Source organism: Klebsiella sp. BIGb0399, assembly GCF_003752615.1.
Classification (GTDB): domain Bacteria; phylum Pseudomonadota; class Gammaproteobacteria; order Enterobacterales; family Enterobacteriaceae; genus Klebsiella; species Klebsiella lignicola.
This window is the reverse complement of the sequence record NZ_RKHT01000005.1, coordinates 2,062,343-2,089,048: the sequence shown is the minus strand read 5'-3', so window position 1 is coordinate 2,089,048 and position 26,706 is coordinate 2,062,343. Positions and strand designations below refer to the sequence as shown.

Here is a 26,706-nt window from a genome sequence, read left to right as displayed (position 1 = left end):
GCCATGAAACACGACCATTTTATTGTTCAAAGCCCGGCGACACCTGCCCAACAGCTGCTGTTGCTGTTTCATGGCGTCGGGGATAACCCCGTTTCAATGGGGCAGATCGGCAGTTTGTTCGCGCCGCAGTTTCCGGATGCGTTGATTGTCAGTATCGGCGGGGCCGAGCCTTGTGGCCCTCCTCCGGGCCGGCAGTGGTTTTCCGTTCAGGGAGTCACTGAGGAAAATCGTCAGTCGCGAATCGACACGATTATGCCGACCTTTATTGAGACGGTTCGCTACTGGCAGAAACAGAGCGGTGTGAGTCCGCAGGCCACGGCGCTGATTGGTTTCTCCCAGGGCGCGATTATGTCGCTGGAGAGTATCAAAGCCGAGTCGGGACTGGCCTCGCGGGTTATCGCGTTTAACGGACGTTACGCGACGCTTCCTCAGTCAGCGACGACGGCGACGACGATTCACCTGATTCATGGTGGCGAAGATCGCGTTATCGATCTGGCATGGGCGGTGTCGGCGCAAGAGGCGCTGTTGCAGGCCGGTGGCGATGTCACGCTGGATATTGTTGAGGATCTGGGACACGCGATTGACGATCGTAGCATGCAGTTTGCGCTTGAGCGTCTGCGCTATACCGTACCGAAGCACTATTTCGATGAAGCGCTAAGCGGCAGCACGCCGAAAGATGACGATATTATCGAACTGCTGTGATGAGGTGGTAGATCCCGGATAACATCTTTACACCGTCATCCGAGAATGCCCCGGCAGCGCAGCGCTGACCGGGGTCTGGACTTATTTCTTCGGCTGGTCGTGCTTCGGCCAGTCGTCGTCATCGTCCCACTTATCGTTGCAATCACGATGGGGGGGCAGGTCTGGCTTGTTGGCGAGAAATTTTTTGTGGTCAACACGATTAAGATCTTTGATGACGTTAATCATGACGCCTACTAAAAAGACCAACACCAGAATCCACCAGTGGCTGATAAGCCATTCCATGTGCGCTTCCTCTTATTACATCGCGGCCGTCAGGCGACCAGTTGTTCCATGATGCGTTGATACATCCGTGCCAGCAGCTGCAGGTCGGCGGCATTAACACATTCATTGATTTTGTGAATTGTCGCATTCACCGGTCCCAGCTCAACGACCTGGGCACCCATACGGGCGATAAAGCGTCCGTCAGAGGTACCGCCATTCGTCAGCAACTGAGGTTTAATTTCATTATAGTGCTCTATCGCGTTCACCACCGCCTCGACCAGTTTTCCGCGGCTGGTCAGGAACGGCTGACCAGACAGCCACCAGTCCAGGGTATAGCGCAGCTGGTATTTATCCAGCAGCTCGATCACCCGGGCTTTGATCATCTCGTCGGTCAATTCGGTGCTAAAGCGGAAGTTGAACTGAACGTACATGTCGCCAGGTATCACGTTATTGCTGCCGGTTCCGGCCTGCACGTTGGCAATCTGCATGCTGGTCGGCGGGAAGAACGCATTGCCTTGATCCCACTCGATGCCCACCAGCTCCGTCAACATTGGCGCCGCGCGGTGAACCGGGTTATCGGCGAGATGCGGGTAAGCTACGTGCCCTTGTACGCCATGAATGGTCAGGTTGCAGGTTAATGAACCGCGGCGACCATTTTTGACCACGTCGCCCACCACTTCGGTGCTGGACGGCTCGCCCACCAGGCAGTAATCCAGGCGTTCGTTACGGGCCATCAGCGCTTCAACGACCTTTACGGTGCCGTTGTGGGCGCTGGCTTCTTCATCGGAGGTGATCAGAAATGCCAGACGGCCCTGGTGATTTGGGTACTGGGCGACAAAGCGCTCAGCGGCAACCACCATGGCGGCCAGCGAACCTTTCATATCTGCAGCGCCGCGACCAAACAGCATGCCGTCGCGAATCGTCGGCTCAAAGGGTGGGTTAATCCAGCGGTCGGCATCGCCGGCCGGGACCACGTCAGTATGGCCGGCAAAGGCCAGCGTTTCACCGTGTCCACGCCATGCCCAAAAGTTTTGGGTATCCCCGAAATCCATCGGTTCAACGGTAAAGCCAATCGCACGCAGGCGTTCAATCATGAGCGCCTGACATCCCGCATCATCGGGGCTGAGGGAAGGGCGGCGAATAAGCTGCTGAGCCAGCTCAATGACCGGGCAAGACATAGACTATACCTCGTTAACAAGCTTCTTATAAGTGAGTTCACTGAAGCCCAGCAGCATAGGCTGCCCGGGCGCGCAGAGCAATGGGCGTTTGATAATTGCCGGCATTTCCAACATCAACGTCGCGGCGGCATCGGCGTTGGTGATGAGATCGCGGCGGCTTTCATCCAGTTTACGCCAGGTGGTTCCGCGGGTGTTGAGCAGGGCTTCCCAGCCCAGTTCGGCGATAAATGTGTTTAATAATTCACGATCCAGGCCATCGGTACGATAATCATGAAAGCGATATTCAAGCTGATTCGCTTCCAGCCAGCGGCGGGCCTTTTTTATCGTGTCGCAGTTTTTGATCCCGTACATGGTCAGCATGATTAAACCTTTTACGTTTTTACGTTGAATTGAACTATAAACTCAGGAATATCCGAATATACCTGAAAAAATACTGCCTGAAATAATACGTTAATCAGGTTCAGAAATATAACGTTTTACCGTGCCTGTATCACCTGGTTGAATATTAACCAGTGCATTTAATCATGGGCTGTATGTCGCCACTCACCGGGCATACAGCCGGCAGCGAGAACAATCTGAAAAAGTGGCTATTGTTGCAAAATGTTGCTACTGGTCACATTAAATCAACATACTCAGGTCCATAGTAGCGCCAGGTCAACGAAGGCAGTAGCGTACGATGCAAACCAGCAATCACAGCGATAACTTCAATGAACTTCCCATCGGTAACAGATTTACTTAAAATCACCCATAATAATAAGAGAGGATATTATGATTGAACATGAATTAGGGAACTGGAAAGATTTTATTGAAGGCATGCTTCGTAAATAAATTCCACAATGTGAGCAGGGTAATCGCGTCATGCTAATAATGCTAATGCGGCTGTGAACAGATAAAAAAGGCGACTGTGATAGTCGCCTTTTTTGTTATTTCAGCACAGGACATTTGGTCCCGTCGTGAATTATTGCGGTCGCTCCTTGCGCGGGAAGCGTCGACGCACCAGCACAAAGAACAGCGGTACGAAGAAAATGGCCAGGAACGTCGCGGAGATCATCCCGCCCATGACGCCGGTGCCGACCGCATGCTGGCTGCCTGAACCGGCGCCGGTGCTGGTCGCCATCGGCAGGACCCCGAAAATAAAGGCCAGCGAGGTCATCAGGATCGGGCGCAGACGCTGCCGACAAGCCGACAGGGTGGCGGCGAGCAAATCTTCTCCCTTCTCATTCAGTTCATTGGCGAACTCGACGATTAAGATGGCGTTTTTCGCCGACAGGCCGATGACCGTCAACAGACCCACCTGGAAGTAAACGTCATTCTCAAGGCCACGCAGCCAGGTGGCGAGGAGAGCGCCAATCACCCCCAAAGGCACTACCAGCATGACCGAGAAGGGGATTGACCAGCTTTCGTACAGCGCCGCCAGACACAGGAACACCACCAGCAGCGATATGGCGTACAGCGCCGGAGCCTGAGCGCCAGACAGCCGCTCCTGATAGGACATCGCCGTCCAGTCGAGCCCGAAGCCGTTTGGCAACTGCTGGGCCAGCTCTTCCATAATATTCATCGCCGTACCGGTACTGACGCCCGGCGCCGCTTCTCCGATAATCTCCACCGCGGAATAGCCGTTATAGCGTTCAAGACGCGGGGAGCCGGTCTGCCAGCGCGAGGTGGCAAACGCTGAGAAGGGCACCATCGTGCCGCTGCTGTTGCGCACATACCACTGATTAATATCGTCCGGTAGCATGCGGTATGGGGCGGCGGACTGAACGTAGACCTTCTTCACGCGGCCGCGATCCATAAAGTCATTGACGTAGCTTGAGCCCCAGGCGGTTTGCAGGGTGTCGTTGATATCGTCAATGTCGACGCCCAGCGCCTGGGCTTTACGCTGATCGATATCAACCTGCAGCTGCGGACTATCATCAAGACCGTTATGGCGCACCCGGGTGAGCCGATCGTCTTTTGCCGCCAGATCAAGCAGCGTATCGCGCGCTGCCATCAGCGCCTCATGGCCGTTACCGGCATGGTCTTCCAGCTCCATATCAAAACCGGCAGAGCTGCCCAGACCGCTGATGGCCGGTGGGTTGGTCGCAAACACGCGCGCTTCGTTAATCTGGTTAAAAGCTTTCGTCGCCCGCTCGATAATCGCAAATGATGTCCCGGTTTTGGCATCACGCTCGTCCCAGTCTTTCAAGCGGACGAACATGCGCGCGACGTTCTGCCCGTTACCGCCGGGGCCAGAGCCGACGGTGGCGAAAATCGACGCAACATTGGCTTGCTCGTGGCTGAAGAAATAGTCCTCAACCTTTTGCACCACTTTCAACGTTTGCTGCTGGGTAGAACCGCTCGGCAGCTGCACGGAAGTGAGGAACATCCCGCGATCTTCCTGCGGCAGGAACGAGGTAGGCAGGTGCAGGAACAGCAGCACCATCCCGCCCAGCAACAGCACGTAGAGCATGATCCAGCGCAGCGTGCGGTGAAGAATTTTGCCGACCGCCGTCTCGTAACTGCGGGCGCTGCGGTTAAACATGCGGTTAAACCAGCCAAAGAAGCCGGTCTTACCGTGCTCTTCCCCTTTTTTAATCGGTTTGAGCAAGGTTGCACACAGCGCCGGGGTGAGGATCAGGGCAACGAGAACGGATAGCACCATCGCAGAAACGATAGTGATTGAGAACTGGCGATAAATGGCCCCGGTGGTGCCGCCGAAGAAGGCCATCGGGATAAATACCGCCGACAGCACCATGGCGATACCCACCAGCGCGCCCTGAATCTGCCCCATCGATTTGCGCGTCGCTTCGCGAGGGGAGAGCCCCTCTTCGCTCATGATGCGCTCGACGTTTTCCACCACCACGATGGCATCGTCCACCAGCAGGCCTATCGCCAGCACCACCGCGAACATCGTCAGGGTGTTAATGCTGTAGCCGCAGGCAAACAGGATCGCGAAGGTGCCCATCAAAACCACCGGAACGGCAATGGTGGGGATCAGCGTGGCGCGAATATTTTGCAGGAACAGGTACATCACCAGGAATACCAGCGCAATCGCTTCCAGCAGCGTCTTCACCACGTCGTGGATCGAGGCTTTCACGAAAGAGGTGGTTTCGTAGGCAATTTTATACTCAAGGCCGTGCGGGAAATACTGCGACAGCTCGTTTAAGCGATTGAGCACCAGCTCCGCGGTCTGCATTTCGTTGGCCCCGGAGGCTAACTGAACGCCAAGACCCGACGCCGGATTGCGGTTATAGCGGCTGAGGTAATCGTAATTTTCCGCCCCCAGCTCGACTTTCGCCACATCGCCAAGGGTGACCAGCGACCCATCCTGATTCACCCGCAGCGTAATATCGCGGAACTGCTGCGGCGTTTGTAACAGCGACTGGGCGTTAATGGTGGCGTTCAGCGTCTGGTTATTGATCGACGGGGTGCCGCCAAGCTGGCCTACGGCAATCTGCGCATTCTGGGACGAGATGGCGTCGGTGACATCTTTCGCCGTCATTTGCACGCCGGTGAGTTTGGCCGGATCCAGCCAGATACGCATGGAGTATTGCGAACCGTAGGCGGTGATATCGCCGACGCCATTGACGCGGCTGAGCGGCTCCTGGATGTTACTGGCAACGTAGTCGGCGATGTCCTGCTTATCCATGCTGCCATCGGTGGAGACAAACGCAATGGTCAGGATGTTGGTATCACCGGTTTTGCGAACCGTGACTCCCTGATTTTGCACCGCCTGCGGCAGCTTTTTCATCGCCGATTGCAGCTGGTTTTGCACCTGCTGCATGGCTTCGTTGGGATCGGTGCCGGCGGTAAATGTCAGGGTGATGGTCGCCTGCCCGGAGGAGGAGCTTTGCGATGACATGTACATCATATTATCGAGCCCGGTCATATTCTGCTCGATAACCTGAGTGACGGTATTTTCCAGCGTCTGCGCCGACGCGCCCGGGTAGTTGGCGGTAATTCGCACGTTAGGTGGCGCGAGATCGGGATATTGCTCTACGGGCAGCGACAGGATTGCAAGCGTTCCGGTCAGGCATAACAGAATCGCCAGCACCCACGCAAAAATGGGGCGATCGATGAAAAAATTCGCCATCAGAATTGAGACCTCATTGTGTACATGCTCTGTTGTTTCACAGTCTGTGACACTCTATAGCTAACCCCACAGTCAATCGTGGAGAAATTAAGGAGATAGTGTAATTTATCTTATGTCTTTTGCGACACGACCCGTCGCGGTCCACTGCCTCGGTGGAATTGCGCGCTGAGCGGCGCCAGGTTGCTCACGGCGATCTCATTTTCTTCTCATACCAGTCTAAATAAAACGCAATTTCATTTAAGTCAAAAAAACTTGATCCAGACCGGATTATCGCGAGAAAAAAAGTAATCTGGGCAAATGAACATTGTTCCGACCCTGTTTTGTCGGGTAATAAATAATCATGCGAATTGAGGGGTTATTCACCGAAGACCGAAGGATACCATGAACCACTTTATTATCAGCGACAGTCGCAAATGCATCGGGTGTAAAGCCTGTGAAGTGGCCTGTGTGATGGCACATAACGACGAACAGCACGTGCTGACCCCACAGCGCTTTTTGCCGCGCATTAGCGTGATTAAGCACGAACACAAACGTAACGCCATTACATGTCGGCATTGTGAAAGCGCGCCCTGCCTGCGCAGCTGCCCGAATGATGCCATCAGGCAGGTCAACGACAGCGTGCAGGTCAATGAAGAGAAATGTATCGGCTGTAAATCCTGCATGGTGGCCTGCCCGTTTGGGGTGATGGAGATCGTGCTGCTCCCGGCGGCCGAGGGAAAAGTGAAGGCGACGGCGCACAAATGCGATCTGTGCAACGGGCGCGAAGCGGGGCCGGCCTGCGTGCAGAACTGCCCGGCGGAGGCGTTACAGCTGGCCACCGACGAGACGCTGTTCAGCATGGCCAAACAGCGGCGTCAGCGCACGGCGCGGCTGGATGCCCGGCCGTGGCATGCGCATCCGGGCGACATTAGCGTGCCGGCGGAAGGTGCCAAAGTCCGCCAGATGGCAGCCACGTCGCCCCGCGGCGAGGCGGATAAACGTGCCGCTCAGGAGCGTAAAACGGATTTCGCCGAGATCTATCTGCCCTTTAATGCCGGACAGGCGCAGCAGGCGACAGAACGCTGTTTACAATGCGGCGAGCACAGCGTCTGCGAGTGGACCTGTCCGTTGCACAACCATATTCCGCAGTGGATTGAGCGGGTGCAGGCCGGGGATATCTCCGGCGCCGTAGAACTCTCTCATCAGACCAACTGCCTGCCGGAAATTACCGGCCGTGTTTGTCCGCAGGATCGCCTGTGTGAAGGGGCCTGTACCCTGCGCGATGACAAGGGCGCGGTCACTATCGGCAACATTGAACGCTATATTTCGGATCAGGCGCTGGCGCAGGGCTGGCGTCCGGATCTTTCCCAGGTTGTCGATAGCGGCAAAAAAGTGGCCATTATCGGCGCCGGCCCGGCGGGTCTGGCCTGTGCCGACCGCTTAATTCGCCATGGCGTGAAGTCCGTCGTTTTTGACCGTCATCCGGAGATCGGCGGTCTGCTGACCTTTGGCATCCCCGCCTTCAAGCTTGATAAATCTCTGCTGGCCCGGCGCCGGGAAATCTTCAGCCAAATGGGGATTCATTTCGAGTTAGGCTGCGAAGTCGGCAAGGATATTGCCTTAACGTCGCTGCTGGAGGAGTACGACGCGGTGTTTATCGGCGCCGGCACCTATCGCTCGATGAAAGCGGATTTGCCCAATGAAGAAGCTCCGGGGGTATATGACGCGCTGCCGTTCCTGATCGCCAATACCAAAAAGGTGATGGGGCTTAGCGAGCTGCCTGAAGAGCCTTACATCGATACCCACGGCCTGAATGTCGTGGTGCTGGGCGGCGGCGACACCGCCATGGATTGCGTGCGTACCGCGCTTCGCCACGGGGCGAAACAGGTAACCTGCGCCTATCGTCGCGATGAGGCTAATATGCCGGGGTCGAAAAAAGAGGTCAAAAACGCCCGCGAAGAGGGGGCAGTATTTGAATTTAACGTGCAGCCGGTGACCCTGGAGCTGGACGGCGAAGGCCGGGTCAATGGCGTGCGCTTTCTGCGAACCCAACTGGGTGAACCGGACGCCCAGGGGCGACGTAGACCGTCGCCAATACCGGGCAGCGAGTTTGTGATGCCTGCCGACGCGGTGATCATGGCCTTTGGTTTTCATCCGCACGGCATGCCGTGGCTGGAGTCCGTCGGCGTACAACTCGATAGCCGCGGGCGGATCAAAGCCCATGTGGAGAGCCGCTATCGCTATCAGACCAGCCACAGCAAAATCTTTGCTGGCGGAGACGCCGTGCGCGGTGCCGATCTGGTGGTGACGGCAATGGCCGAAGGCCGCCATGCCGCATTGGGCATCATGGATTATCTCGGCGTAACATCAGCGCCGCTTCACTAACGACAAACCCGGCCCCGCGGCGTAGTATGGCATGGTTATTCCATGCTGCGGGGCCGTATGTCACTCAACATCAACGTTATCAAAGATAAACTCCTCTCCGAAAACTACTTCATTTTACGCAATATCACCTACGAGCTGACGCGCCGTGACGGCAGCGTCGTGCGCCATAAGCGTGAGGTCTACGATCGCGGCAATGGCGCGACGGTGCTGCTGTATAACCGCCGCAAGTGCACGGTGGTGCTGGTTCGTCAGTTTCGCGTCGCCACCTGGGTCAACGGCAATGACGACGGGATGCTGATCGAGACCTGCGCCGGGCTACTGGATAACGACGAGCCGGAAGCCTGCATCCGCAAAGAAGCCATTGAAGAGACCGGCTACGAAGTCGGCGAAGTGCGCAAGCTGTTCGAGCTGTTTATGTCTCCCGGCGGGGTGACCGAAATCGTCCATTTCTTTATTGCCGAGTACAGCGACGCCCAGCGAAAGACCCGCGGCGGTGGCGTTGAAGATGAAGACATTGACGTGCTGGAGCTGCCGTTCAGCCAGGCGCTGCAGATGGTCGCCAGCGGCGAGATCCGCGACGGTAAAGCGGTCATCCTGCTGCAGTACCTGCAAACCTCGGGCCTGATGGCGGGGATATCTGATAAATCCGATTGAGTAACATGGCGCGGCTGGTGAAGATGGCGACTGTTTTGAGCGTTTTCTCTGGGGTTGTGCCGCGCATGCTTTATCGGGTTCTCTTTTTTCTGCTTTTTACCGTCCTGCCGTCGTCGCTGGCGTGGGCGGCGCCTGCGCAGCAGCTCTTCAATGACTGGCTGGTGACCTGTAATAACCAGAACTTCTGCGTCGCCCGCAACGTCGGTCTGCATCACGGACTGGTGATGACGCTGAGCCGCAGCGCCGGCGCGGTCACCGATGCCAACTTGCGTATTGAATTGGGTGGCATCGGCAACCCGGTCGCCGCGCTGGCCCCAGTGGCGCCGCGTCTTCTGCTGGACGGTAAACCGCTGGCCTTAGTTGATAAACACTGGCAGGTTGCCGACAAACTGGTGAAAACCGGCGACAGCGTCACCATCGATGCCTTTTTGCAGCAGGTGCAGGAAGGGCAGGCGATAACTCTGGTCAACGGGCTACAGACCATCTCTCTGCAGGGGCTGAAGGCCGCCCTGCTGTTTATCGATAATCATCAGAAACGCGTCGGCAGTGAAACTGCCTGGGTGGGTAAAGGCGAAGAGCCGCCGCTCAGTGTTCCCCCGGCCCCGGCGCTGCGCGCGGTAGGCAAGGTTGATCTGACCCAATCGCCGCTGAGTCGGGATGAACTCAATGATCTGATGGATTATGGCAACGAGCGGATAGACAACAGCTCGTGCTCCCTGGATCCGTTCCGCCGTGAGATCCGGGTCACCGCGTTAACGGATGAAAAAGTGTTGCTGATGGTCAGTTGTGAAGCGGGCGCGTACAACACCATCTGGCGGGCGTGGCTGGTGTCGCGCCGGCCGCCGTACATGGCGCGCCAGCTGCGTCTGAGCTTACCTTTCCAGCCGCCGGGCAATGCGGCCCGTGAGATTGAACTGATTAACGCCGGCTTCGATGAGCAGCGTCACGAGCTGGTGACGCTGGATAAAGGCCGCAGCCCCGGCGATTGCGGGATCCAGACCCGCTGGCGCTATGATGGCCAGCGGTTTAGCCTGGTACGCTATGCGCAGCAGCCGCAGTGCGATAACTGGCAGGGGCCAGATGCCTGGCCCACGCTATGGGTTACCCGTTACATAGCTCATCCGCTAGAGTGACGATGTGCTCAACGGTGAAGCCAAAGAACGGAAAGAGCTTGTCAGCCGGCGCTGACTCCCCGTAGCTGCGCATGCCAACGATTTTCCCCTTCAGACCGACATACTTATACCAGTAGTCGGCAATCCCGGCCTCGACGGCGATGCGGGCGCTGACGTCGCCGGGCAGGACCGACTCCCGGTAGGCTTCATCTTGCGCATCGAAGACATCGGTTGAGGGCAGGGAAACCACCCGGACGTTAACGCCTTTGGCAAGCAGTTGCTCTGCCGCCAGCACGGCAATCTCAACTTCTGAACCGGTGGCAATCAGGATCAAGTCCGGCTTGCCGCCGGCATCTTTCAGCACGTAGCCGCCGCGGGCGATATCCTGCACCTGCTGCGGCGTTCGCGCCATCTGCGCCAGGTTTTGCCGCGACAGAATCAGCGCGGTGGGGCCGGTGCGGCGCTCAATGGCTGCCCGCCAGGCAACCGCCGTTTCCACCTGATCGCAGGGGCGCCAGGTGCTGAAGTTGGGCGTCAGGCGCAGACTGGCCAGCTGCTCCACCGCCTGGTGGGTGGGACCATCTTCCCCCAGCCCAATCGAGTCGTGGGTATAGACCATAATCTGTCTGGCTTTCATCAGCGCCGCCATGCGCGCCGCGTTACGGGCATACTCGACAAACATCAGGAAGGTGGACGTGTAGGGGATAAAGCCGCCGTGCAGGGCAATCCCGTTGGCGATCGCCGTCATCCCGAATTCGCGCACGCCGTAGTGAAGATAGTTGCCCGCCAGGTCCTCTTTGATGGAGTGAGAACCGGACCAGATAGTCAGGTTGCTGGGCGCCAGATCCGCCGAACCGCCCAAGAGCTCCGGCAGTGCTGGCCCGTAGGCGTTAAGCGCATTTTGCGACGCTTTGCGGCTGGCAATTTTCGCCGGTTCGGCCTGCAGTTGGGCAATATAGTCATGCGCCATTTGATCCCAGCTTCCCGGTAGTTCACCCTCCATCCGGCGTTTCAGCTCGGCTGCCAGCTCGGGGTACTGCTGCTGCCAGGCGCTGAACTGTTGATTCCACGTCTGTTCCGCCTTTTCGCCGCGTGGCCGGGCATCCCACTGCTGATAAATATCTTTAGGGATCTCAAAAGGCGGGTATTTCCAGCCCAGCTTCTCGCGGGTCAGCGCCACCTCTTTTTCGCCCAGCGCTGCGCCGTGGGACTCTTCCGAACCGGCTTTGTTCGGTGAACCAAACCCGATCACCGTCCGGCAGATTATCAGCGACGGTTTGTCCGTCACGCTCTGGGCCTCAAGAATCGCCTGCTTCACCGCCTGTGGGTCGTGACCGTCGATATCGCCAATGACGTGCCAGTGGTAAGCGCGAAAACGTGCGGCGGTATCGTCGGTAAACCAGCCCTCGGTTTTACCATCGATAGAGATGCCGTTATGGTCGTAGAAGCCGATAAGTTTGCCGAGACCTAAGGTGCCCGCCAGCGAACAGGCCTCATGAGAAACCCCCTCCATCAGGCAGCCGTCCCCCATAAACACCCAGGTGTAGTGATTGATAATATCGTGGCCGGGGCGGTTGAATTGCGCCGCCAGGGTGCGCTCGGCAATCGCCATACCGACGGCGTTAGCCAGGCCCTGGCCGAGCGGTCCGGTGGTGGTTTCGACGCCGGGGGTATAGCCGTGCTCCGGATGACCGGGGGTTTTCGAGTGCAGCTGGCGGAAGTTTTTCAGCTCATTAAGCGGCAGGTCGTAACCGGTCAGGTGCAGCAGACTGTACAGCAGCATGGAGGCGTGACCGTTGGAGAGCACAAAGCGGTCGCGATCGTACCAGCCCGGGTGGCCCGGATTGTGTTTAAGGAAATCATTCCACAGGACTTCGGCGATATCTGCCATCCCCATCGGGGCGCCGGGGTGGCCGGAGTTGGCTTTTTGTACGGCGTCCATGCTGAGGGCGCGAATGGCGTTGGCAAGTTCTCTTCGGGACATAATTGACTCCTGAAACAAGATGTTGCATGAGTTTTTGCTGATTGTCAGTCGAGGTGTTTTTGGGGTAGATAACTAAAAAGCATAGCAGACCGGACTATCATTGCTTTCGAAATAAGGTTACATAAATGTTATAAATCGATAACAAATATACCTTTGTGATGGCCAGAGTATGGCGGCGTTCAAAGTTTAAAAAGCCGTCAGGCGAGATACTAGGCCCACCTCAGGGTGGGCACCTGGAAGCCATTACGCACCACCCCCTACGACTGATACGTGAAAGGAACCATAAAATGGATGAGCAGTTGAAACAAAGCGCCCTCGATTTTCATGAGTTTCCCGTTCCTGGGAAAATTCAGGTAGTCCCGACCAAACCTCTCGCGACGCAGCGGGACCTGGCTCTGGCCTACTCGCCTGGCGTGGCCGCACCGTGCCTGGAAATCGAGAAGGACCCGCTGGCCGCCTATAAATACACCGCGCGCGGCAATCTGGTTGCCGTTGTCTCTAACGGCACCGCCGTGCTGGGGCTGGGGAACATCGGCGCGCTCGCCGGGAAACCGGTGATGGAAGGCAAGGGCGTTTTGTTTAAGAAATTCGCCGGTATTGATGTTTTCGATATCGAAGTCGATGAGCTGGATCCGGATAAATTTATCGATGTCGTGGCGGCGCTTGAGCCGACTTTCGGCGGCATTAACCTTGAAGATATCAAAGCGCCGGAGTGCTTCTACATCGAGCAAAAGCTGCGCGAGCGCATGAACATTCCGGTATTCCATGACGATCAGCACGGCACGGCAATTATCAGCACCGCTGCGATCATTAACGGCCTGCGGGTGGTGGAGAAGAACCTCTCCGACGTGCGGATGGTGGTGTCCGGCGCCGGTGCAGCGGCTATCGCCTGTATGAACCTGCTGGTGGCGCTGGGGATGCAGAAACACAATATCGTGGTCTGCGACTCCAAAGGCGTTATCTATAAAGACCGTGAGCCGAATATGGCGGAAACCAAAGCGGCCTACGCGGTGGACGATGACGGCAAACGCTCGCTGGATGATGTGATCGACGGGGCCGATATTTTCCTCGGCTGCTCGGGTCCGAAAGTCCTGACCCCTGAGATGGTGAAGAAGATGGCTCGCGCGCCGCTGATCCTTGCGCTGGCGAACCCGGAACCGGAGATCCTGCCGCCGCTGGCGAAGCAGGTCCGCGAAGATGCGATTATCTGTACCGGCCGTTCCGACTACCCGAACCAGGTGAACAACGTCCTGTGCTTCCCGTTCATTTTCCGCGGTGCGCTGGACGTCGGTGCGACGGCTATTAACGAAGAGATGAAGCTGGCGGCGGTCCATGCTATCGCCGAACTGGCCCACGCGGAGCAGAGCGAAGTGGTGGCCTCTGCCTATGGCGATCAGGATCTGAGCTTCGGCCCGGAATACATTATTCCGAAACCTTTCGATCCGCGCCTGATCGTCAAGATCGCGCCGGCGGTGGCGAAAGCCGCGATGGACTCCGGCGTGGCAACCCGTCCGATTGCCGACTTCGATGCCTATATCGAGAAGCTCAGCGAGTTTGTCTACAAAACCAACCTGTTCATGAAGCCGATCTTCTCCCAGGCGCGCAAAGAGCCTAAACGCGTGGTGCTGGCGGAAGGGGAAGAGACTCGGGTCCTGCATGCCACTCAGGAACTGGTATCGCTGGGGCTGGCCAAACCGATCCTGATCGGTCGTCCGAGCGTGATCGAAATGCGTATCCAGAAGCTGGGTCTGCAGATCAAAGCCGGCGTCGATTTTGAGATCGTCAATAATGAATCCGATCCGCGCTTCAAAGAGTACTGGAGTGAGTACTACCAGCTCATGAAACGCCGCGGCGTAACCCAGGAGCAGGCGCAGCGGGCGGTGATTGCTAACACCTCAGTGATTGGCGCGATCATGGTTCATCGTGGGGAAGCGGATGCGATGATCTGCGGCACCATCGGCGACTACCATGACCACTATTCGGTGGTGCAGCCGCTGTTCGGCTACCGCGATGGCGTCAGCACCGCAGGGGCGATGAACGCGCTGCTGCTGCCGAGCGGCAACACCTTTATTGCCGACACCTACGTCAACAACGATCCGACGCCGGAGCAGCTGGCGGAAATCACCCTGATGGCGGCGGAAAGCGTGCGTCGTTTCGGGATCGAACCGCGGGTGGCGCTGCTGTCGCACTCGAACTTCGGGTCGTCAAACTGCCCGTCAGCCAGCAAAATGCGTGAAGCGCTGGAGCTGGTGAAGGCGCGGGCGCCGGAGTTGATGATTGATGGTGAAATGCACGGCGATGCCGCGCTGGTGGAGAGCATTCGCCACGAGCGGATGCCGGACAGCCCGCTGAAAGGCTCAGCTAACATTCTGGTGATGCCGAATATGGAAGCCGCGCGGATTAGCTACAACCTGCTGCGCGTCTCCAGTTCCGAAGGGGTGACCGTTGGTCCGGTACTGATGGGCGTGGCAAAACCGGTGCATATTCTGACGCCGATTGCCTCCGTTCGTCGTATCGTCAACATGGTGGCGCTGGCGGTCGTGGAAGCACAAACTCAGCCGTTATAATGCAGAAAGCCCCATCATCGGGGCTTTCGTTAAATCCATGCTTTGACTTTAATGAAGTCACTCAGGGCAGCCTCCGGGCTGCCCTCTTCTGGCTGGTAGTCATACTCCCAGCGCACCAGCGGCGGCATCGACATCAGAATCGACTCCGTGCGCCCGCCGGTCTGCAGACCAAACAGCGTTCCGCGATCCCACACCAGATTGAACTCCACGTAACGCCCGCGACGGTAAAGCTGGAAATTGCGCTCGCGTTCGCCGTAGGGCAGGGCCTTACGCCGTTCGACAATCGGCAGATAGGCCGCCGTGTAGCCATCGCCCACCGCCTGCATAAAGGCGAAGCAGTGGTCAAAGTTTGGAGTGTTTAAATCATCAAAGAACAGGCCGCCAATCCCGCGCTGTTCATGGCGATGTTTAATAAAGAAGTAGTCATCGCACCATTTTTTATAGCGCGGATAAACCTCATCACCGAAGGGGGCGCATAAATCGAAGGCGGTGCGGTGCCAGTGAACGGCATCTTCTTCAAAGCCGTAGAAGGGGGTTAGATCGAACCCGCCGCCAAACCACCACACCGGATCGGCCCCGGGTTTTTCGGCGATGAAAAAGCGCACGTTGGCGTGGCTGGTTGGCACGTACGGATTGCGCGGATGTACCACCAGCGATACGCCCATGGCTTCAAAGCTGCGACCGGCCAGCTCCGGGCGGTGTGCTGTCGCCGAGGCCGGCATTGCGTCGCCATGTACGTGGGAGAAATTAACGCCCGCCTGCTCAAACACGCCGCCATCGCGCAGCACCCGACTGCGACCGCCGCCGCCACCTTCACGCTGCCAGCTGTCCTCAGCAAATTTACCGCCATCGACCGCGCTAAGCTGCTGGCAAATATGGTCCTGCAGCTGGAGGAGATAGCGCTTTACCAGCTCTACGTCGGGCTTCATTTACGTCTCTTTGAGTGGGCTTTCTGGTTATCGAACCAGTGGAAGTAGTTGATAATACCCGACGCGATTGCATTGGCGATTTTCTGTCGAAACGCGGCGGTACCCAGCAGTTTTTCTTCGCCCGGGTTGGTAATAAACGAGGTTTCGACCAGCACCGACGGTATCGACGGTGATTTCAGCACGACGAACGCGGCCTGCTCGGTGTTGCGGCTATGCAGCTTATGCACCGGTTTAATGTTTTTCAGGATATGCGAGCCCAGCGTCAGGCTGTTTTTAATGGTATCGGTCTGCACCAGGTCAAACAGCACCTGCTGTAACAGATGGTCTTTCGCCGTGTTTTTTTTACCGGCGACCTCATCGGCGCGGTTTTCGCGATCGGAGAGGTATTTCGCCATGGCGCTACTGGCGCCGCGGTTGGAGAGCGCAAACACCGATGCCCCCGCCGCGCTTGGGTTAGTAAAGCCATCGGCGTGAATCGACATAAACAGGTCAGCGCCGTGCTGGTGGGCGATTTCGACGCGATCGTACAGCGGAATAAAGGTATCGCCGGTACGCGTCAGACGCGCGTCGATGCCGTTGCTGCGCAGGATGCTGCGTACATTTTTGGCAATCGCGAGGACAACGTGTTTCTCTTTCGAACCGTTGTGACCGATAGCGCCGGTGTCGATGCCGCCATGGCCGGGATCGAGCATGACGATGCGTTTAGCGCCCGCTTTTTTCGCCGCGGGTTTGCTGTGCCCATTGGACGTCGTCAACGGCTGTTCTTTGGCAGTTACCTGCGATGAAATCCCTGAAAGGGTCATGGCAGCCAGCCCTGCTTTCAGCACCTGGCGGCGCGAAGCAAGTATTTTTAATGGTTTAAAAGTGCTCATTCGGCCTGAATTGCAAACAAGTGGTACCTGGTGTTATATCGTATCGCGTTTTCCGTTACGACCATTCAAAACAAGAATTGTTTTACTTTTCATTTCAATACATGACAAGGTCATAGTATGACATTTTTTCCGGTTCATTTCGCCTGATATTGGCTATCGGGTAAAATCACGCCATAATCGCTGTTTTTAAGCCTAAATAATGGGGAATACCATGGAGATACGCGTCTTTCGCCAGCAGGACTTCGAAGAAGTGATTACGCTGTGGGAGCGCTGCGAGCTGCTGCGCCCATGGAATGACCCGGAAATGGACATCGAGCGTAAGGTTCACCACGACGTCAGCCTGTTTCTGGTCGCGGAAGTGAACGGCCAGGTGGTCGGAACGGTAATGGGTGGCTATGACGGTCATCGCGGTTCTGCTTATTACCTTGGCGTGCATCCGGAATATCGCGGCCGCGGCATTGCCAACGCGCTGCTGAATCGCCTCGAGAAAAAGCTGATTGCCCGCGGCTGCCCGAAAATTAATATCATGATTCGCGAGGATAACGACGTGGTGCAGGGCATGTACGAACGTCTTGGCTACGAATATGCGGACGTGCTCAGCCTGGGCAAGCGTTTAATTGAAGATGAAGAATACTGAGTTTATCCCCTCCGATTTTGATGCTCATGGGCGGCTCAGATTACCGTTTCTGTTCTGGTGCGTTTTATTGCTGCAGGCGCGAACCTGGGTGCTGTTCATCATGGCAGGCGCCTCGCGGCAGCAAGGGGATGCACTGCTCAATCTGTTCTATCCCGACCATGATAATTTCTGGCTAGGATTGTTACCTGGCATACCGGCGGTGCTGGCGTTTATCGTCAGCGGGCAGCGGCAGCGATTTCCGCGCCTCTGGCCGCTGATGCGCTGGCTGCTGGTGCTCTCTCAGGCTCTGCTGCTGCTCTGGCAGCCACTGTTATGGTTAGGCGGTGAGTCGCCTTCCATGTTGACTATCGGGCTGCTGTTAATCGACCTGTACGCCTTCTGGTGGCTGCTAGCCAGTCGTCGGCTGAAAGCCTGTTTCCTGGAAGCGCACCTCTGACGGCACTTTTTGCCGATCCTGCACTCCAACATGGGTCAAATAAACAAGAAAGGACTGTGTCATGAAATCGCTACGTTTACTTCTTTGCGCCTTACCGTTGGCATTAACCGGCTGTTCCACCATGAGTGCCGTTAACTGGTCTGCGGCCTATCCATGGAACTGGTTTGGTTCTTCAATGGAAGTGACCGAGCAAGGCGTAGGTGGTCTGACGGCGGCAACGCCGCTGAATGAACAGGCTATTGGCGATGCCATCGGCGGGAGCTATCGTCTGCGTAGCGGTATGAAAACCGCCAGCGGCAATATCGTTCGCTACTATGAAGCGCTGAAAGGCGACAACGTTGCCATGACGATTAATGGTGACGCCGGAACCGTGAGCCGTGTCGAAGTGCGCGACAGCGAGATTAAAACCGCGAGCGGCGTGCAGGTCGGTACGCCATTTAGCGATCTGTACAGCAAAGCCTATGGCAACTGTCAGAAGGGCGCGAACGATAATGGCCCGGTCGTTGAATGTAAAGCAGAGGGCAGCCAGCACATCAGCTATGCCTTTACCGGCCACTGGAGCGGCCCGGAAGAGCTGATGCCTTCAGACGATACGTTGAAAAACTGGAAAGTCAGCAAAATTATCTGGCAACGCTAAATTGATCTGAAGAGACATGGCGCTGGTAAAAAACGGGTACAATAGGGCGATAAAGCCTGAATACTTCGCGTTGTAGAATGCCACCGTGCAGGCAACGTGAAGTATGACGGGTAAAAAAGTCCCACAGCGTTGGGGTTGTATCATTTCAGGAGGAGCGATGTCTCAGGTTCAGAGCGGCATTTTGCCGGAACATTGCCGTGCGGCGATTTGGATTGAAGCCAATGTCAAAGGGGATATCAACGCCCTGCGCACAGCCAGCCGTGCGTTTGTTGATAAATTAGCGCATTTTCAAACGCAATACCCGGATGCCCAACTGGGCGCGGTAGTGGCGTTCGGCCATAACGTCTGGCGTGAGCTGAGCGGCGGCGTCGGTGCTGAAGAGCTGAAAGATTTCCCGGTATACGGCAAAGGCCTGGCACCATCTACCCAGTACGATGTGCTGATTCATATTCTCTCCGCACGCCATGAGGTGAATTTCTCTGTGGCGCAGGCCGCGATGGCCGCTTTCGGCGACCTGCTGGACGTGCAGGAAGAAGTTCACGGTTTCCGCTGGATTGAAGAGCGTGACCTGAGCGGTTTTGTCGACGGTACTGAAAACCCGGCAGGCCTTGAGACCCGCAGCGACGTAGCCATCATTAAAGATGGTGTGGACGCCGGTGGTAGCTACGTGTTTGTACAGCGCTGGGAACATAATCTGAAGCAGCTGAACCGGATGAGCGTCCCGGATCAGGAGATGATGATTGGCCGCACCAAAGAAGCCAACGAAGAGATTGATGGCGACGATCGCCCGGCCACGTCGCACCTGAGCCGCGTTGACTTAAAAGAAGATGGAAAAGGGCTGAAAATCGTGCGTCAGAGCCTGCCGTACGGTACCGCCAGCGGGACTCATGGCCTCTATTTCTGCGCTTACTGTGCGCGTATCCACAACATTGAACAGCAGCTGCTGAGCATGTTTGGCGATACCGACGGCAAGCGTGATGCCATGCTGCGCTTTACCAAACCGGTGACCGGCGGTTACTACTTCGCTCCGTCTCTGGATCGTCTGCAGGCACTGTAATCGTTACGTTACCGCTGTCTGAATAAATGAAGCCGATCAAAACGATCGGCTTCATTGCTTCTGAAGATTAACCGGCAGAGAGGGGCCGCCGGAGAAGCGAGATTAGTTAACCTTGAGAGTACCGCCGCGACCAAGGCCGCCTTTCACTTCGCTGGCTTTGTAGTTACGTAATGCGATAACCATGTTGTTATAGGATTCCAGGAAGGCCGCAACGGTCGCTTTACCTTCTGGTGTTCTGGAGAGCCCGCCTAAAGCACCGCCCGCCGAGGAGCCAAACCCCGCGAGAGCAGCACCGTAATTGGTGGCCGTGGCGCTTCCCTCTGCTGATGCAATTTGCACCGACGAGCGGATATCGAACAGGCTGAGTGTAACGACGGATGCCTTCATCTGGACGCTGCTCGCTACGGTACTGATTATGCTGTTACCGAAGAGGCCGCCAAGGCTTCCAGCCAGGCCGCCAACGGCTGAATTATCAATAACGATGTGCGGCTCCAGGAAGTAATCTGCGGCTACCCTTTGTCCTTTCTGCTGTTTAGAGCCGGCACGATACTCACCTGAATTACGTTGTTTGTCGGTGATGTTTGAGAGGCGAGAATCCGTTTTTTGGTTACCGATAGAAGTGATAACGAAGCAGTTAGACTGTTGTACCGCGATGCGTAACAGAGGTTCAATACTGGTAATTTTGGTGGCGCTACCAAATTGACCAAACCAATCGGCATTACGCCCGTCATCAATAGCCAGAGTGCCCAGCGGGGAACTGCAGTGTTCCAGGTTGCTATCGGCGTTGGCGCTTGTTGACCCCGCCGCTGCGCCGGATACACCATATTTCTGATTACCCGTAGTGATATTTGAACAACCCACCAGGCCAGCCAGTGCGGTAATTAAGAATAAAGGTTTAATGTATTTTTCTACCATCGTTATTTCCATATATATTTATAAGGGTGATTTGTAGTGTTGTATTAATATGTTCTTATTATTATCGGCGGGCGATACCAGTGGGTATGGTACAGGAAGCGATAAAAATACTTTCGCCGTTCGTTCAGTTCGTATTTTTCATGCTCATTACGTTTTTCATCGCGAGCAATTTTAAGTAATTCCGCCGTTTCGGCACTGCCGTCAGCCGCCGCCGCCGCAAGCCAGCGTGCAGCTTGGGAGGGATCGCTTCCCATCTCCTCCATGCCGTAGAGATATATTTCGCCTAGTGCCTTCTGCGCCTGATGGTGGCCGCCTTCGGCCGCACGGGTTAGGGATTTAATCGCGAGATAACTGTCCTGCCCGACGCCATCACCACGGAAATAACGTAATGCCTGTTGGTAGGACGCCTCCGGGGATTGCTGTTTCTCATCCGGCTCGCTGGTTGCAGTAACGGCATTTTTATCCTGAAGATGACACACGCTTCCCTGACAGACTTCAACAGTTGAATTATCTTTTTTGCCACTACTGCATGCTGATAAAAAAAGAGCAAAAATGACAATGGAATATCTAATATTCATGCATAACGTCTCCATTGAAGCGTCTGGCTGTTTATTTGATTTTGCACGCTACCATGGGTGTTATGAGGCCACAATAAAAGCGGGGTGTTTTCGGATTACATCAAAATAATGGCGTTTTGTTATTCATGTAGCGTATATATTTGGTCGTTTGTTATTTATATATAATATTCAAAATGACATTTTTTATAGGAAAGGACGTATTGGCGATACCTGCTCCTGGTCGACGTCGGTATGCCAGATGGATGCGTTCAGTGGCCAGCAGACCCTGTCTGGCGTGCAATGCCGGGCGTGAACGGCGCTTTCACAGTCGGCAAAGGCGAGGCCTTATTCCCTTTTCGACTTCCAAATCGCCAAACGGTATATAAAACCGTTACTCCTTTCATACCCGTTATAAATATTATGGCTATAAGAAAGTCATCAAACTGATAAGGGTGCGCAATGGCGGTTAAATCACTGAACAAAGGATATCTGGCACTGGCTGCTTCCATGCTGCTGGTTGCGCAGGCTCAGGCGACGGAACTGCTGAACAGTTCGTACGATGTGTCTCGCGAGCTGTTTGCGGCCCTGAACCCTCCGTTTGAGCAGCAGTGGGCTAAAGATAACGGCGGCGATAAGCTGACCATTAAGCAGTCCCATGCTGGCTCCTCCAAGCAGGCGCTGGCGATCCTGCAGGGATTAAAAGCCGACGTGGTGACCTACAACCAGGTGACGGACGTACAGATCCTGCATGACAAAGGCAATCTGATTCCCGCCGACTGGCAAAGTCGCCTGCCGAACAACAGCTCGCCGTTCTACTCCACCATGGCATTCCTGGTGCGTAAGGGGAACCCGAAAGGGATCCACCAGTGGAGCGACCTGGTGCGCCCGGACGTGAAGCTGATTTTCCCGAACCCGAAAACCTCCGGTAACGCGCGCTATACCTATCTGGCTGCCTGGGGTGCCGCGGACAAAGCCGACGGTGGCGATAAAGCTAAAACCGAACAGTTTATGACCCAGTTCCTGAAAAACGTCGAAGTGTTTGATACCGGCGGTCGCGGTGCGACGACGACCTTCGTGGAACGTGGACTGGGCGATGTGCTGATTACGTTTGAATCGGAAGTGAACAATATCCGTAAACAGTATGAAGACCAGGGCTTCGAAGTCGTGGTGCCGAAGGTCAACATTCTGGCGGAGTTTCCGGTCGCGTGGGTGGATAAAAACGTGAAGGCGAACGGTACCGAGAAAGCGGCGAAAGCCTACCTGAACTGGCTCTACAGCCCGCAGGCTCAGACCATCATTACCGATTACTACTATCGCGTGAACAACCCGAAAGTGATGGACTCTCTGAAGGATAAGTTCCCGCAGACCGAGCTGTTCCGTGTTGAAGATCAGTTTGGCTCCTGGCCGCAGGTGATGAAGACGCACTTTGTCAGCGGCGGTGAGCTGGACAAACTGCTGGCGGCGGGGCGTAAGTAATGTTTGCAGTTGCTTCTAAGCGCGTGCTGCCGGGGTTTACCCTTAGCCTCGGCACCAGCCTGCTGTTTGTGTGCTTGATTCTGCTGCTCCCCTTGAGCGCGTTGGTGATGCAGCTGGCGCAGATGACCTGGGGACAGTACTGGGAAGTGGTGACCAACCCGCAGGTGGTCGCAGCCTATAAAGTCACGCTGCTGTCAGCGTTTGTGGCGTCCATTTTTAACGGCGTGTTTGGCCTGCTGATGGCCTGGATCCTGACCCGCTATCGTTTCCCAGGCCGCACGCTGCTGGATGCGTTAATGGATCTGCCGTTCGCGCTGCCGACGGCGGTTGCGGGCCTGACGCTGGCTTCGCTGTTTTCGGTCAACGGCTTTTACGGCGAGTGGCTGGCGAAGTTTGATATCAAAGTGACCTATACCTGGCTCGGTATTGCGGTGGCGATGGCCTTTACCAGCATTCCGTTCGTGGTGCGTACGGTACAGCCGGTGCTTGAAGAACTGGGCCCGGAATACGAAGAAGCGGCGGAAACGCTGGGCGCAACGCGTCTGCAGAGTTTCCGTAAAGTGGTACTGCCGGAACTCTCACCGGCGTTGCTGGCGGGGATTGCGCTGTCGTTTACCCGCAGCCTGGGTGAGTTTGGCGCGGTTATTTTCATCGCCGGCAACATCGCGTGGAAAACCGAAGTCACCTCGCTGATGATTTTCGTGCGTTTGCAGGAGTTTGATTACCCGGCGGCGAGCGCCATTGCTTCGGTGATCCTCGCGGCGTCGCTGCTGCTGCTGTTTTCCATCAACACCCTGCAAAGTCGCTTTGGTCGACGTGTGGTAGGTCATTAATGGCGGAAGTGACTCAATTGAAGCGTTATGACGCGCCTCGTATTAACTGGGGTAAATGGTTTCTGATTGGTACCGGGATGCTGGTGTCCGCCTTCATTCTGATTGTGCCGATGGTGTACATCTTTGTTCAGGCTTTCAGCAAAGGGCTGATGCCGGTGCTGCACAACCTGGCCGACCCGGACATGCTCCATGCTATCTGGCTGACGGTGATGATTGCCCTGATTACCGTGCCGGTAAACCTGGTGTTCGGTACGCTGCTGGCGTGGCTGGTGACGCGTTTTACCTTCCCAGGTCGCCAGCTGCTGCTGACGTTGCTGGATATCCCGTTTGCCGTCTCGCCGGTGGTTGCCGGCCTTGTGTACCTGCTGTTTTACGGTTCGAACGGTCCGCTGGGCGGCTGGCTGGATGAGCACAACCTGCAGGTGATGTTTGCCTGGCCTGGCATGGTGCTGGCAACCATTTTCGTTACCTGTCCGTTTGTGGTGCGCGAGCTGGTGCCGGTGATGATGAGTCAGGGCAGTAACGAAGATGAAGCGGCGATTTTGCTCGGCGCTTCCGGCTGGCAGATGTTCCGTCGGGTGACCCTGCCGAATATCCGCTGGGCGCTGTTATATGGTGTGGTGCTGACCAACGCCCGCGCTATCGGGGAGTTTGGCGCGGTATCGGTGGTATCAGGTTCGATCCGCGGTGAAACCCTGTCCCTGCCGCTGCAAATTGAACTGCTTGAGCAGGATTACAACACCGTAGGTTCCTTTACCGCCGCAGCTTTGCTGACGTTAATGGCTATTTTGACCTTGTTTTTAAAGAGTATGTTGCAATGGCGTCTGGCCAATCAGGAAAAACGCGCGCAACTGGAGGGGAATCATGAGCATTGAGATCGTTAATATTAAGAAATCTTTCGGCCGCACTCAGGTGCTGAACGATATCTCTTTGGACATTCCTTCCGGGCAGATGGTCGCGCTGCTGGGGCCATCCGGCTCCGGGAAAACCACGCTGCTGCGGATCATCGCCGGGCTGGAGAATCAATCCAGCGGCCATATTCGTTTCCACGGTACCGACGTGAGCCGGGTACACGCCCGCGACCGTAAAGTGGGCTTCGTGTTCCAGCACTACGCGCTGTTCCGTCATATGACGGTGTTCGAAAATATCGCTTTCGGCCTGACGGTGCTGCCGCGTCGTGAACGTCCAAACGCCGCCGGGATCAAAGAGAAAGTTACCCGTTTGCTGGAAATGGTACAGCTGGCCCATCTGGCTGACCGTTACCCGGCCCAGCTGTCCGGTGGTCAGAAGCAGCGCGTGGCCCTGGCGCGCGCGCTGGCGGTGGAGCCTCAGATTCTGTTGCTGGATGAGCCTTTCGGCGCGCTGGATGCGCAGGTGCGTAAAGAGCTGCGCCGCTGGCTGCGTCAACTGCATGAAGAGCTGAAGTTTACCAGCGTGTTTGTAACCCACGACCAGGAAGAGGCGATGGAAGTCGCTGACCGCGTGGTGGTCATGAGCCAGGGCAATATTGAACAAGCCGATGCGCCTGAACGAGTCTGGCGTGAGCCGTCCACCCGTTTTGTGCTGGAGTTTATGGGCGAAGTGAACCGCCTGAAAGGCACCATCCGCGGCGGTCAGTTCCATGTGGGCGCCCATCGCTGGCCGCTGGGCTATACGCCGAGCTATCAAGGGCCGGTCGATCTGTTCCTGCGTCCCTGGGAAGTCGATATCAGCCGTCGAACCAGCCTGGATTCCCCGTTACCGGTACAGGTACTGGAAGCCAGCCCGAAAGGCCACTACACCCAATTAGTGGTGCAGCCGTTAGGCTGGTACGACGAACCGCTGACCGTGGTACTGCCGGGCGAAGACGCACCTTCTCGCGGCGAACGTCTGTTCGTTGGCTTACAGAATGCGCGACTCTATAACGGTAACGAGCGAATCGAACCGCGTGAGGCGCTTGCTCTGGCGGAATCAGCCTGATAGCTTAATCGCTAGTTTATCGCTGTTCCGACAACGGCAGGGTGTGGTAGCCCGGATAAGACGTCCTGCGTCGAACTCCGGAGATAATTGCAGGCCGGGTAAGCACAACGTACCCGGCCTTTTTATTGGGTAAAAACCGTGAATACATTAGAACAAACCATCGGCAATACTCCTCTGGTGAAGTTGCAACGACTGGGGCCGGATAACGGCAGTGAAATCTGGGTCAAACTGGAAGGCAATAACCCGGCGGGTTCCGTGAAGGATCGTGCCGCGCTTTCGATGATTGTTGAAGCGGAAAAACGGGGTGAAATAGCCCCCGGCGACGTCCTGATCGAAGCCACCAGCGGCAACACCGGCATTGCGCTGGCGATGATCGCGGCGCTGAAAGGCTACCAGATGAAGCTTCTGATGCCCGACAACATGAGCCAGGAGCGCCGTGCGGCCATGCGTGCCTACGGTGCAGAGCTGATTCTGGTGACCAAAGAGCAGGGGATGGAAGGCGCGCGTGATCTGGCGCTGGAGATGGCGCAGCGTGGCGAAGGTAAATTGCTGGATCAGTTTAACAACCCAGACAATCCCTATGCCCATTACACCACCACCGGGCCGGAAATCTGGCAGCAAACTCAAGGACGTATAACCCATTTCGTTTCCAGCATGGGCACCACCGGCACCATTACCGGCGTGTCTCGCTTTCTGCGCGAGCAGGATAAGCCGGTGAGCATCGTGGGGCTGCAGCCGGAAGAGGGCAGCAGTATTCCGGGGATCCGTCGCTGGCCGGCAGAATATATGCCGGGGATTTTTAATGCCTCGCTGGTTGATGCGGTGCTCGATATTCACCAGCAGGAGGCGGAAAGCACCATGCGTATGCTGGCGGTGCGGGAAGGTATTTTTTGCGGTGTTAGCTCCGGCGGTGCGGTGGCCGGTGCCCTGCGTATCGCGCGTGAAAACCCCGGCGCGGTGGTGGTGGCGATCGTCTGCGATCGTGGCGATCGCTACTTGTCCACCGGCGTTTTCGGCGAAGAGCACTTCAGCCAGGGCGCGGGCATTTAACTGACCGGCGGGTCCAGCAGGTCGGTACCGTAGGAGTTATCGACGGTACACAGCCAGCGTTCTCCCTCCTGGCGAAAAACATAGGTTGCGCGCCGCGTAACCTGTGTGGTTCCTCCCTCCGGGGTCGGGATATCCAGCCGGGTTTCCATTATCACCAGCGCATTATCGCCCCCTTCCAGAATCTCCATTCTGCCCTGCGTCACGACCAGACGGTGCTGAAAATAGTCAGCAATCGCGATAAAGGCTTTGCGGATATTCTCCTTGCCCTTAACCACCATGCCCGGTTTGACCACCAGCAGAGCATCTTCGGCGTAGTATTCCATGAGCGTGGCGTAGTCTTCCTGCGATATTGCGCGATCGCAGGCTTCAATGGTGGCTTTTAGCTGCGGATTGACCATGTGTTATCTCCGGGGAATGGGATGGCGTGCGGCTGACCCGCGCGTCTGTTTCGATA

Annotated in this window: 25 protein-coding genes; 15 read left to right on the top strand and 10 right to left on the bottom strand. The window is 56.3% G+C overall.

Annotated elements, in window-relative coordinates:
* Positions 1-3: 3 nt before the first annotated feature.
* Positions 4-702, top strand: coding sequence for an esterase (gene ypfH / locus EDF82_RS10130; protein WP_123755339.1), 699 nt, complete (start codon positions 4-6; stop codon positions 700-702).
* Between the two features lie 81 nt (positions 703-783).
* On the opposite strand, the gene EDF82_RS10125 is transcribed toward ypfH, so the two are convergent.
* Genes EDF82_RS10125 through EDF82_RS10115 form a run of 3 tightly spaced genes read right to left on the bottom strand, consistent with a single transcriptional unit; the run spans position 784 to position 2,501 of the window.
* A complete protein-coding gene (locus EDF82_RS10125; RefSeq protein ID WP_123755338.1) occupies positions 784-984 on the bottom strand; it encodes a YpfN family protein in 201 nt (66 codons plus the stop codon).
* A gap of 29 nt (positions 985-1,013) precedes the next feature.
* On the bottom strand, positions 1,014-2,141 hold the full coding sequence (gene dapE / locus EDF82_RS10120; protein WP_123755337.1) for a succinyl-diaminopimelate desuccinylase: 1,128 nt from the start codon (positions 2,139-2,141) through the stop codon (positions 1,014-1,016).
* Positions 2,142-2,144: 3 nt separating this feature from the next.
* Positions 2,145-2,501, bottom strand: coding sequence for an ArsC family reductase (locus EDF82_RS10115; protein WP_123755336.1), 357 nt, complete (start codon positions 2,499-2,501; stop codon positions 2,145-2,147).
* Positions 2,502-2,909: 408 nt separating this feature from the next.
* On the opposite strand from EDF82_RS10115, the gene ypfM reads away from it, so the two are divergent.
* Positions 2,910-2,969, top strand: a complete 60-nt coding sequence (gene ypfM, locus EDF82_RS10110; protein WP_100181659.1) for a protein YpfM — start codon at positions 2,910-2,912, stop codon at positions 2,967-2,969.
* 130 nt (positions 2,970-3,099) lie between these two features.
* Here the strand turns inward: ypfM and acrD are convergent, their stop codons facing one another.
* A complete protein-coding gene (gene acrD, locus EDF82_RS10105) occupies positions 3,100-6,213 on the bottom strand; it encodes a multidrug efflux RND transporter permease AcrD (protein WP_123755335.1) in 3,114 nt (1,037 codons plus the stop codon).
* A 381-nt stretch (positions 6,214-6,594) separates the two neighbouring features.
* Between acrD and aegA the strand changes: the two genes are divergently transcribed.
* The 3 genes from aegA (at position 6,595) to EDF82_RS10090 (ending at position 10,364) form a co-directional block, all read left to right on the top strand.
* Positions 6,595-8,577, top strand: a complete 1,983-nt coding sequence (gene aegA, locus EDF82_RS10100) for a formate-dependent uric acid utilization protein AegA (RefSeq protein ID WP_123755334.1) — start codon at positions 6,595-6,597, stop codon at positions 8,575-8,577.
* A gap of 57 nt (positions 8,578-8,634) precedes the next feature.
* A complete protein-coding gene (gene nudK / locus EDF82_RS10095) occupies positions 8,635-9,231 on the top strand; it encodes a GDP-mannose pyrophosphatase NudK (RefSeq protein ID WP_123755536.1) in 597 nt (198 codons plus the stop codon).
* 65 nt (positions 9,232-9,296) lie between these two features.
* Positions 9,297-10,364 (top strand): DUF1176 domain-containing protein, encoded by a 1,068-nt coding sequence (locus tag EDF82_RS10090; protein ID WP_123755535.1) that lies wholly within the window; start codon positions 9,297-9,299, stop codon positions 10,362-10,364.
* Here the strand turns inward: EDF82_RS10090 and tkt are convergent.
* Positions 10,333-12,327 (bottom strand): transketolase, encoded by a 1,995-nt coding sequence (gene tkt, locus EDF82_RS10085; protein ID WP_123755333.1) that lies wholly within the window; start codon positions 12,325-12,327, stop codon positions 10,333-10,335. The two genes, EDF82_RS10090 and tkt, sit on opposite strands and share 32 nt — an antisense overlap.
* A 287-nt stretch (positions 12,328-12,614) precedes the next feature.
* Between tkt and maeB the strand changes: the two genes are divergently transcribed.
* On the top strand, positions 12,615-14,894 hold the full coding sequence (gene maeB, locus EDF82_RS10080) for an NADP-dependent oxaloacetate-decarboxylating malate dehydrogenase (protein WP_123755332.1): 2,280 nt from the start codon (positions 12,615-12,617) through the stop codon (positions 14,892-14,894).
* Positions 14,895-14,923: 29 nt separating this feature from the next.
* Here maeB and hemF read toward each other — a convergent pair whose 3' ends face one another.
* Positions 14,924-15,823, bottom strand: a complete 900-nt coding sequence (gene hemF / locus EDF82_RS10075; protein WP_123755331.1) for an oxygen-dependent coproporphyrinogen oxidase — start codon at positions 15,821-15,823, stop codon at positions 14,924-14,926.
* Positions 15,820-16,695: an N-acetylmuramoyl-L-alanine amidase AmiA gene (amiA, locus tag EDF82_RS10070; protein ID WP_123755330.1), complete on the bottom strand. Its 876-nt coding sequence runs from the start codon at positions 16,693-16,695 to the stop codon at positions 15,820-15,822. Before amiA ends, hemF begins: the two co-directional genes overlap by 4 nt.
* A gap of 211 nt (positions 16,696-16,906) precedes the next feature.
* Between amiA and EDF82_RS10065 the strand changes: the two genes are divergently transcribed.
* The 4 genes from EDF82_RS10065 (at position 16,907) to EDF82_RS10050 (ending at position 19,462) form a co-directional block, all read left to right on the top strand.
* Positions 16,907-17,332 (top strand): GNAT family acetyltransferase, encoded by a 426-nt coding sequence (locus EDF82_RS10065; RefSeq protein ID WP_123755329.1) that lies wholly within the window; start codon positions 16,907-16,909, stop codon positions 17,330-17,332.
* A complete protein-coding gene (locus tag EDF82_RS10060) occupies positions 17,319-17,768 on the top strand; it encodes a DUF2919 domain-containing protein (protein ID WP_123755328.1) in 450 nt (149 codons plus the stop codon). The genes EDF82_RS10065 and EDF82_RS10060 overlap by 14 nt, the downstream gene beginning before the upstream one ends.
* 61 nt (positions 17,769-17,829) lie before the next feature.
* Positions 17,830-18,405, top strand: coding sequence for an RpoE-regulated lipoprotein (locus EDF82_RS10055; protein WP_123755327.1), 576 nt, complete (start codon positions 17,830-17,832; stop codon positions 18,403-18,405).
* Positions 18,406-18,562: 157 nt separating this feature from the next.
* Positions 18,563-19,462 (top strand): Dyp-type peroxidase, encoded by a 900-nt coding sequence (locus EDF82_RS10050; RefSeq protein ID WP_123755326.1) that lies wholly within the window; start codon positions 18,563-18,565, stop codon positions 19,460-19,462.
* Positions 19,463-19,564: 102 nt separating this feature from the next.
* Here EDF82_RS10050 and EDF82_RS10045 read toward each other — a convergent pair whose 3' ends face one another.
* Complete coding sequence (locus EDF82_RS10045) at positions 19,565-20,377, bottom strand: hypothetical protein (RefSeq protein ID WP_123755325.1); 813 nt, start codon at positions 20,375-20,377, stop codon at positions 19,565-19,567.
* A 44-nt stretch (positions 20,378-20,421) separates the two neighbouring features.
* A complete protein-coding gene (locus tag EDF82_RS10040) occupies positions 20,422-20,955 on the bottom strand; it encodes a sel1 repeat family protein (protein ID WP_123755324.1) in 534 nt (177 codons plus the stop codon).
* Between the two features lie 438 nt (positions 20,956-21,393).
* On the opposite strand from EDF82_RS10040, the gene EDF82_RS10035 reads away from it, so the two are divergent.
* The 5 genes from EDF82_RS10035 (at position 21,394) to cysM (ending at position 26,252) form a co-directional block, all read left to right on the top strand.
* The gene (locus tag EDF82_RS10035) at positions 21,394-22,410 is read left to right on the top strand and encodes a sulfate ABC transporter substrate-binding protein (protein WP_123755323.1); all 1,017 of its coding nucleotides are present in this window, start codon (positions 21,394-21,396) and stop codon (positions 22,408-22,410) included.
* Entirely contained in the window at positions 22,410-23,243 is an 834-nt protein-coding gene (gene cysT / locus EDF82_RS10030; protein ID WP_123755322.1) for a sulfate/thiosulfate ABC transporter permease CysT, read from the top strand. Before EDF82_RS10035 ends, cysT begins: the two co-directional genes overlap by 1 nt.
* Complete coding sequence (gene cysW, locus EDF82_RS10025) at positions 23,243-24,118, top strand: sulfate/thiosulfate ABC transporter permease CysW (RefSeq protein ID WP_123755321.1); 876 nt, start codon at positions 23,243-23,245, stop codon at positions 24,116-24,118. The genes cysT and cysW overlap by 1 nt, the downstream gene beginning before the upstream one ends.
* Complete coding sequence (gene cysA / locus EDF82_RS10020) at positions 24,108-25,202, top strand: sulfate/thiosulfate ABC transporter ATP-binding protein CysA (RefSeq protein WP_123755320.1); 1,095 nt, start codon at positions 24,108-24,110, stop codon at positions 25,200-25,202. The genes cysW and cysA overlap by 11 nt, the downstream gene beginning before the upstream one ends.
* A gap of 138 nt (positions 25,203-25,340) precedes the next feature.
* Positions 25,341-26,252 (top strand): cysteine synthase CysM, encoded by a 912-nt coding sequence (gene cysM / locus EDF82_RS10015; protein WP_123755319.1) that lies wholly within the window; start codon positions 25,341-25,343, stop codon positions 26,250-26,252.
* Here the strand turns inward: cysM and EDF82_RS10010 are convergent.
* Positions 26,249-26,650, bottom strand: coding sequence for an SgcJ/EcaC family oxidoreductase (locus EDF82_RS10010; RefSeq protein WP_123755318.1), 402 nt, complete (start codon positions 26,648-26,650; stop codon positions 26,249-26,251). The genes cysM and EDF82_RS10010 overlap by 4 nt on opposite strands.
* Positions 26,651-26,706 lie beyond the last annotated feature (56 nt).

Coding starts and splice junctions, on each gene's coding strand:
- dapE (WP_123755337.1), bottom strand. CDS start 2,141: ATGTCTTGCCCGGTCATTGAGCTGGCTCAGCAGCTTATTCGCCGCCCT.
- EDF82_RS10115 (WP_123755336.1), bottom strand. CDS start 2,501: ATGCTGACCATGTACGGGATCAAAAACTGCGACACGATAAAAAAGGCC.
- EDF82_RS10045 (WP_123755325.1), bottom strand. CDS start 20,377: ATGGTAGAAAAATACATTAAACCTTTATTCTTAATTACCGCACTGGCT.
- cysA (WP_123755320.1), top strand. CDS start 24,108: ATGAGCATTGAGATCGTTAATATTAAGAAATCTTTCGGCCGCACTCAG.
- hemF (WP_123755331.1), bottom strand. CDS start 15,823: ATGAAGCCCGACGTAGAGCTGGTAAAGCGCTATCTCCTCCAGCTGCAG.
- amiA (WP_123755330.1), bottom strand. CDS start 16,695: ATGAGCACTTTTAAACCATTAAAAATACTTGCTTCGCGCCGCCAGGTG.
- EDF82_RS10060 (WP_123755328.1), top strand. CDS start 17,319: ATGAAGAATACTGAGTTTATCCCCTCCGATTTTGATGCTCATGGGCGG.
- EDF82_RS10065 (WP_123755329.1), top strand. CDS start 16,907: ATGGAGATACGCGTCTTTCGCCAGCAGGACTTCGAAGAAGTGATTACG.
- EDF82_RS10010 (WP_123755318.1), bottom strand. CDS start 26,650: ATGGTCAATCCGCAGCTAAAAGCCACCATTGAAGCCTGCGATCGCGCA.
- EDF82_RS10055 (WP_123755327.1), top strand. CDS start 17,830: ATGAAATCGCTACGTTTACTTCTTTGCGCCTTACCGTTGGCATTAACC.
- EDF82_RS10035 (WP_123755323.1), top strand. CDS start 21,394: ATGGCGGTTAAATCACTGAACAAAGGATATCTGGCACTGGCTGCTTCC.
- acrD (WP_123755335.1), bottom strand. CDS start 6,213: ATGGCGAATTTTTTCATCGATCGCCCCATTTTTGCGTGGGTGCTGGCG.
- nudK (WP_123755536.1), top strand. CDS start 8,635: ATGTCACTCAACATCAACGTTATCAAAGATAAACTCCTCTCCGAAAAC.
- EDF82_RS10040 (WP_123755324.1), bottom strand. CDS start 20,955: ATGAATATTAGATATTCCATTGTCATTTTTGCTCTTTTTTTATCAGCA.
- EDF82_RS10090 (WP_123755535.1), top strand. CDS start 9,297: ATGCTTTATCGGGTTCTCTTTTTTCTGCTTTTTACCGTCCTGCCGTCG.
- aegA (WP_123755334.1), top strand. CDS start 6,595: ATGAACCACTTTATTATCAGCGACAGTCGCAAATGCATCGGGTGTAAA.
- tkt (WP_123755333.1), bottom strand. CDS start 12,327: ATGTCCCGAAGAGAACTTGCCAACGCCATTCGCGCCCTCAGCATGGAC.
- ypfH (WP_123755339.1), top strand. CDS start 4: ATGAAACACGACCATTTTATTGTTCAAAGCCCGGCGACACCTGCCCAA.
- cysW (WP_123755321.1), top strand. CDS start 23,243: ATGGCGGAAGTGACTCAATTGAAGCGTTATGACGCGCCTCGTATTAAC.
- EDF82_RS10125 (WP_123755338.1), bottom strand. CDS start 984: ATGGAATGGCTTATCAGCCACTGGTGGATTCTGGTGTTGGTCTTTTTA.
- EDF82_RS10050 (WP_123755326.1), top strand. CDS start 18,563: ATGTCTCAGGTTCAGAGCGGCATTTTGCCGGAACATTGCCGTGCGGCG.
- maeB (WP_123755332.1), top strand. CDS start 12,615: ATGGATGAGCAGTTGAAACAAAGCGCCCTCGATTTTCATGAGTTTCCC.
- cysT (WP_123755322.1), top strand. CDS start 22,410: ATGTTTGCAGTTGCTTCTAAGCGCGTGCTGCCGGGGTTTACCCTTAGC.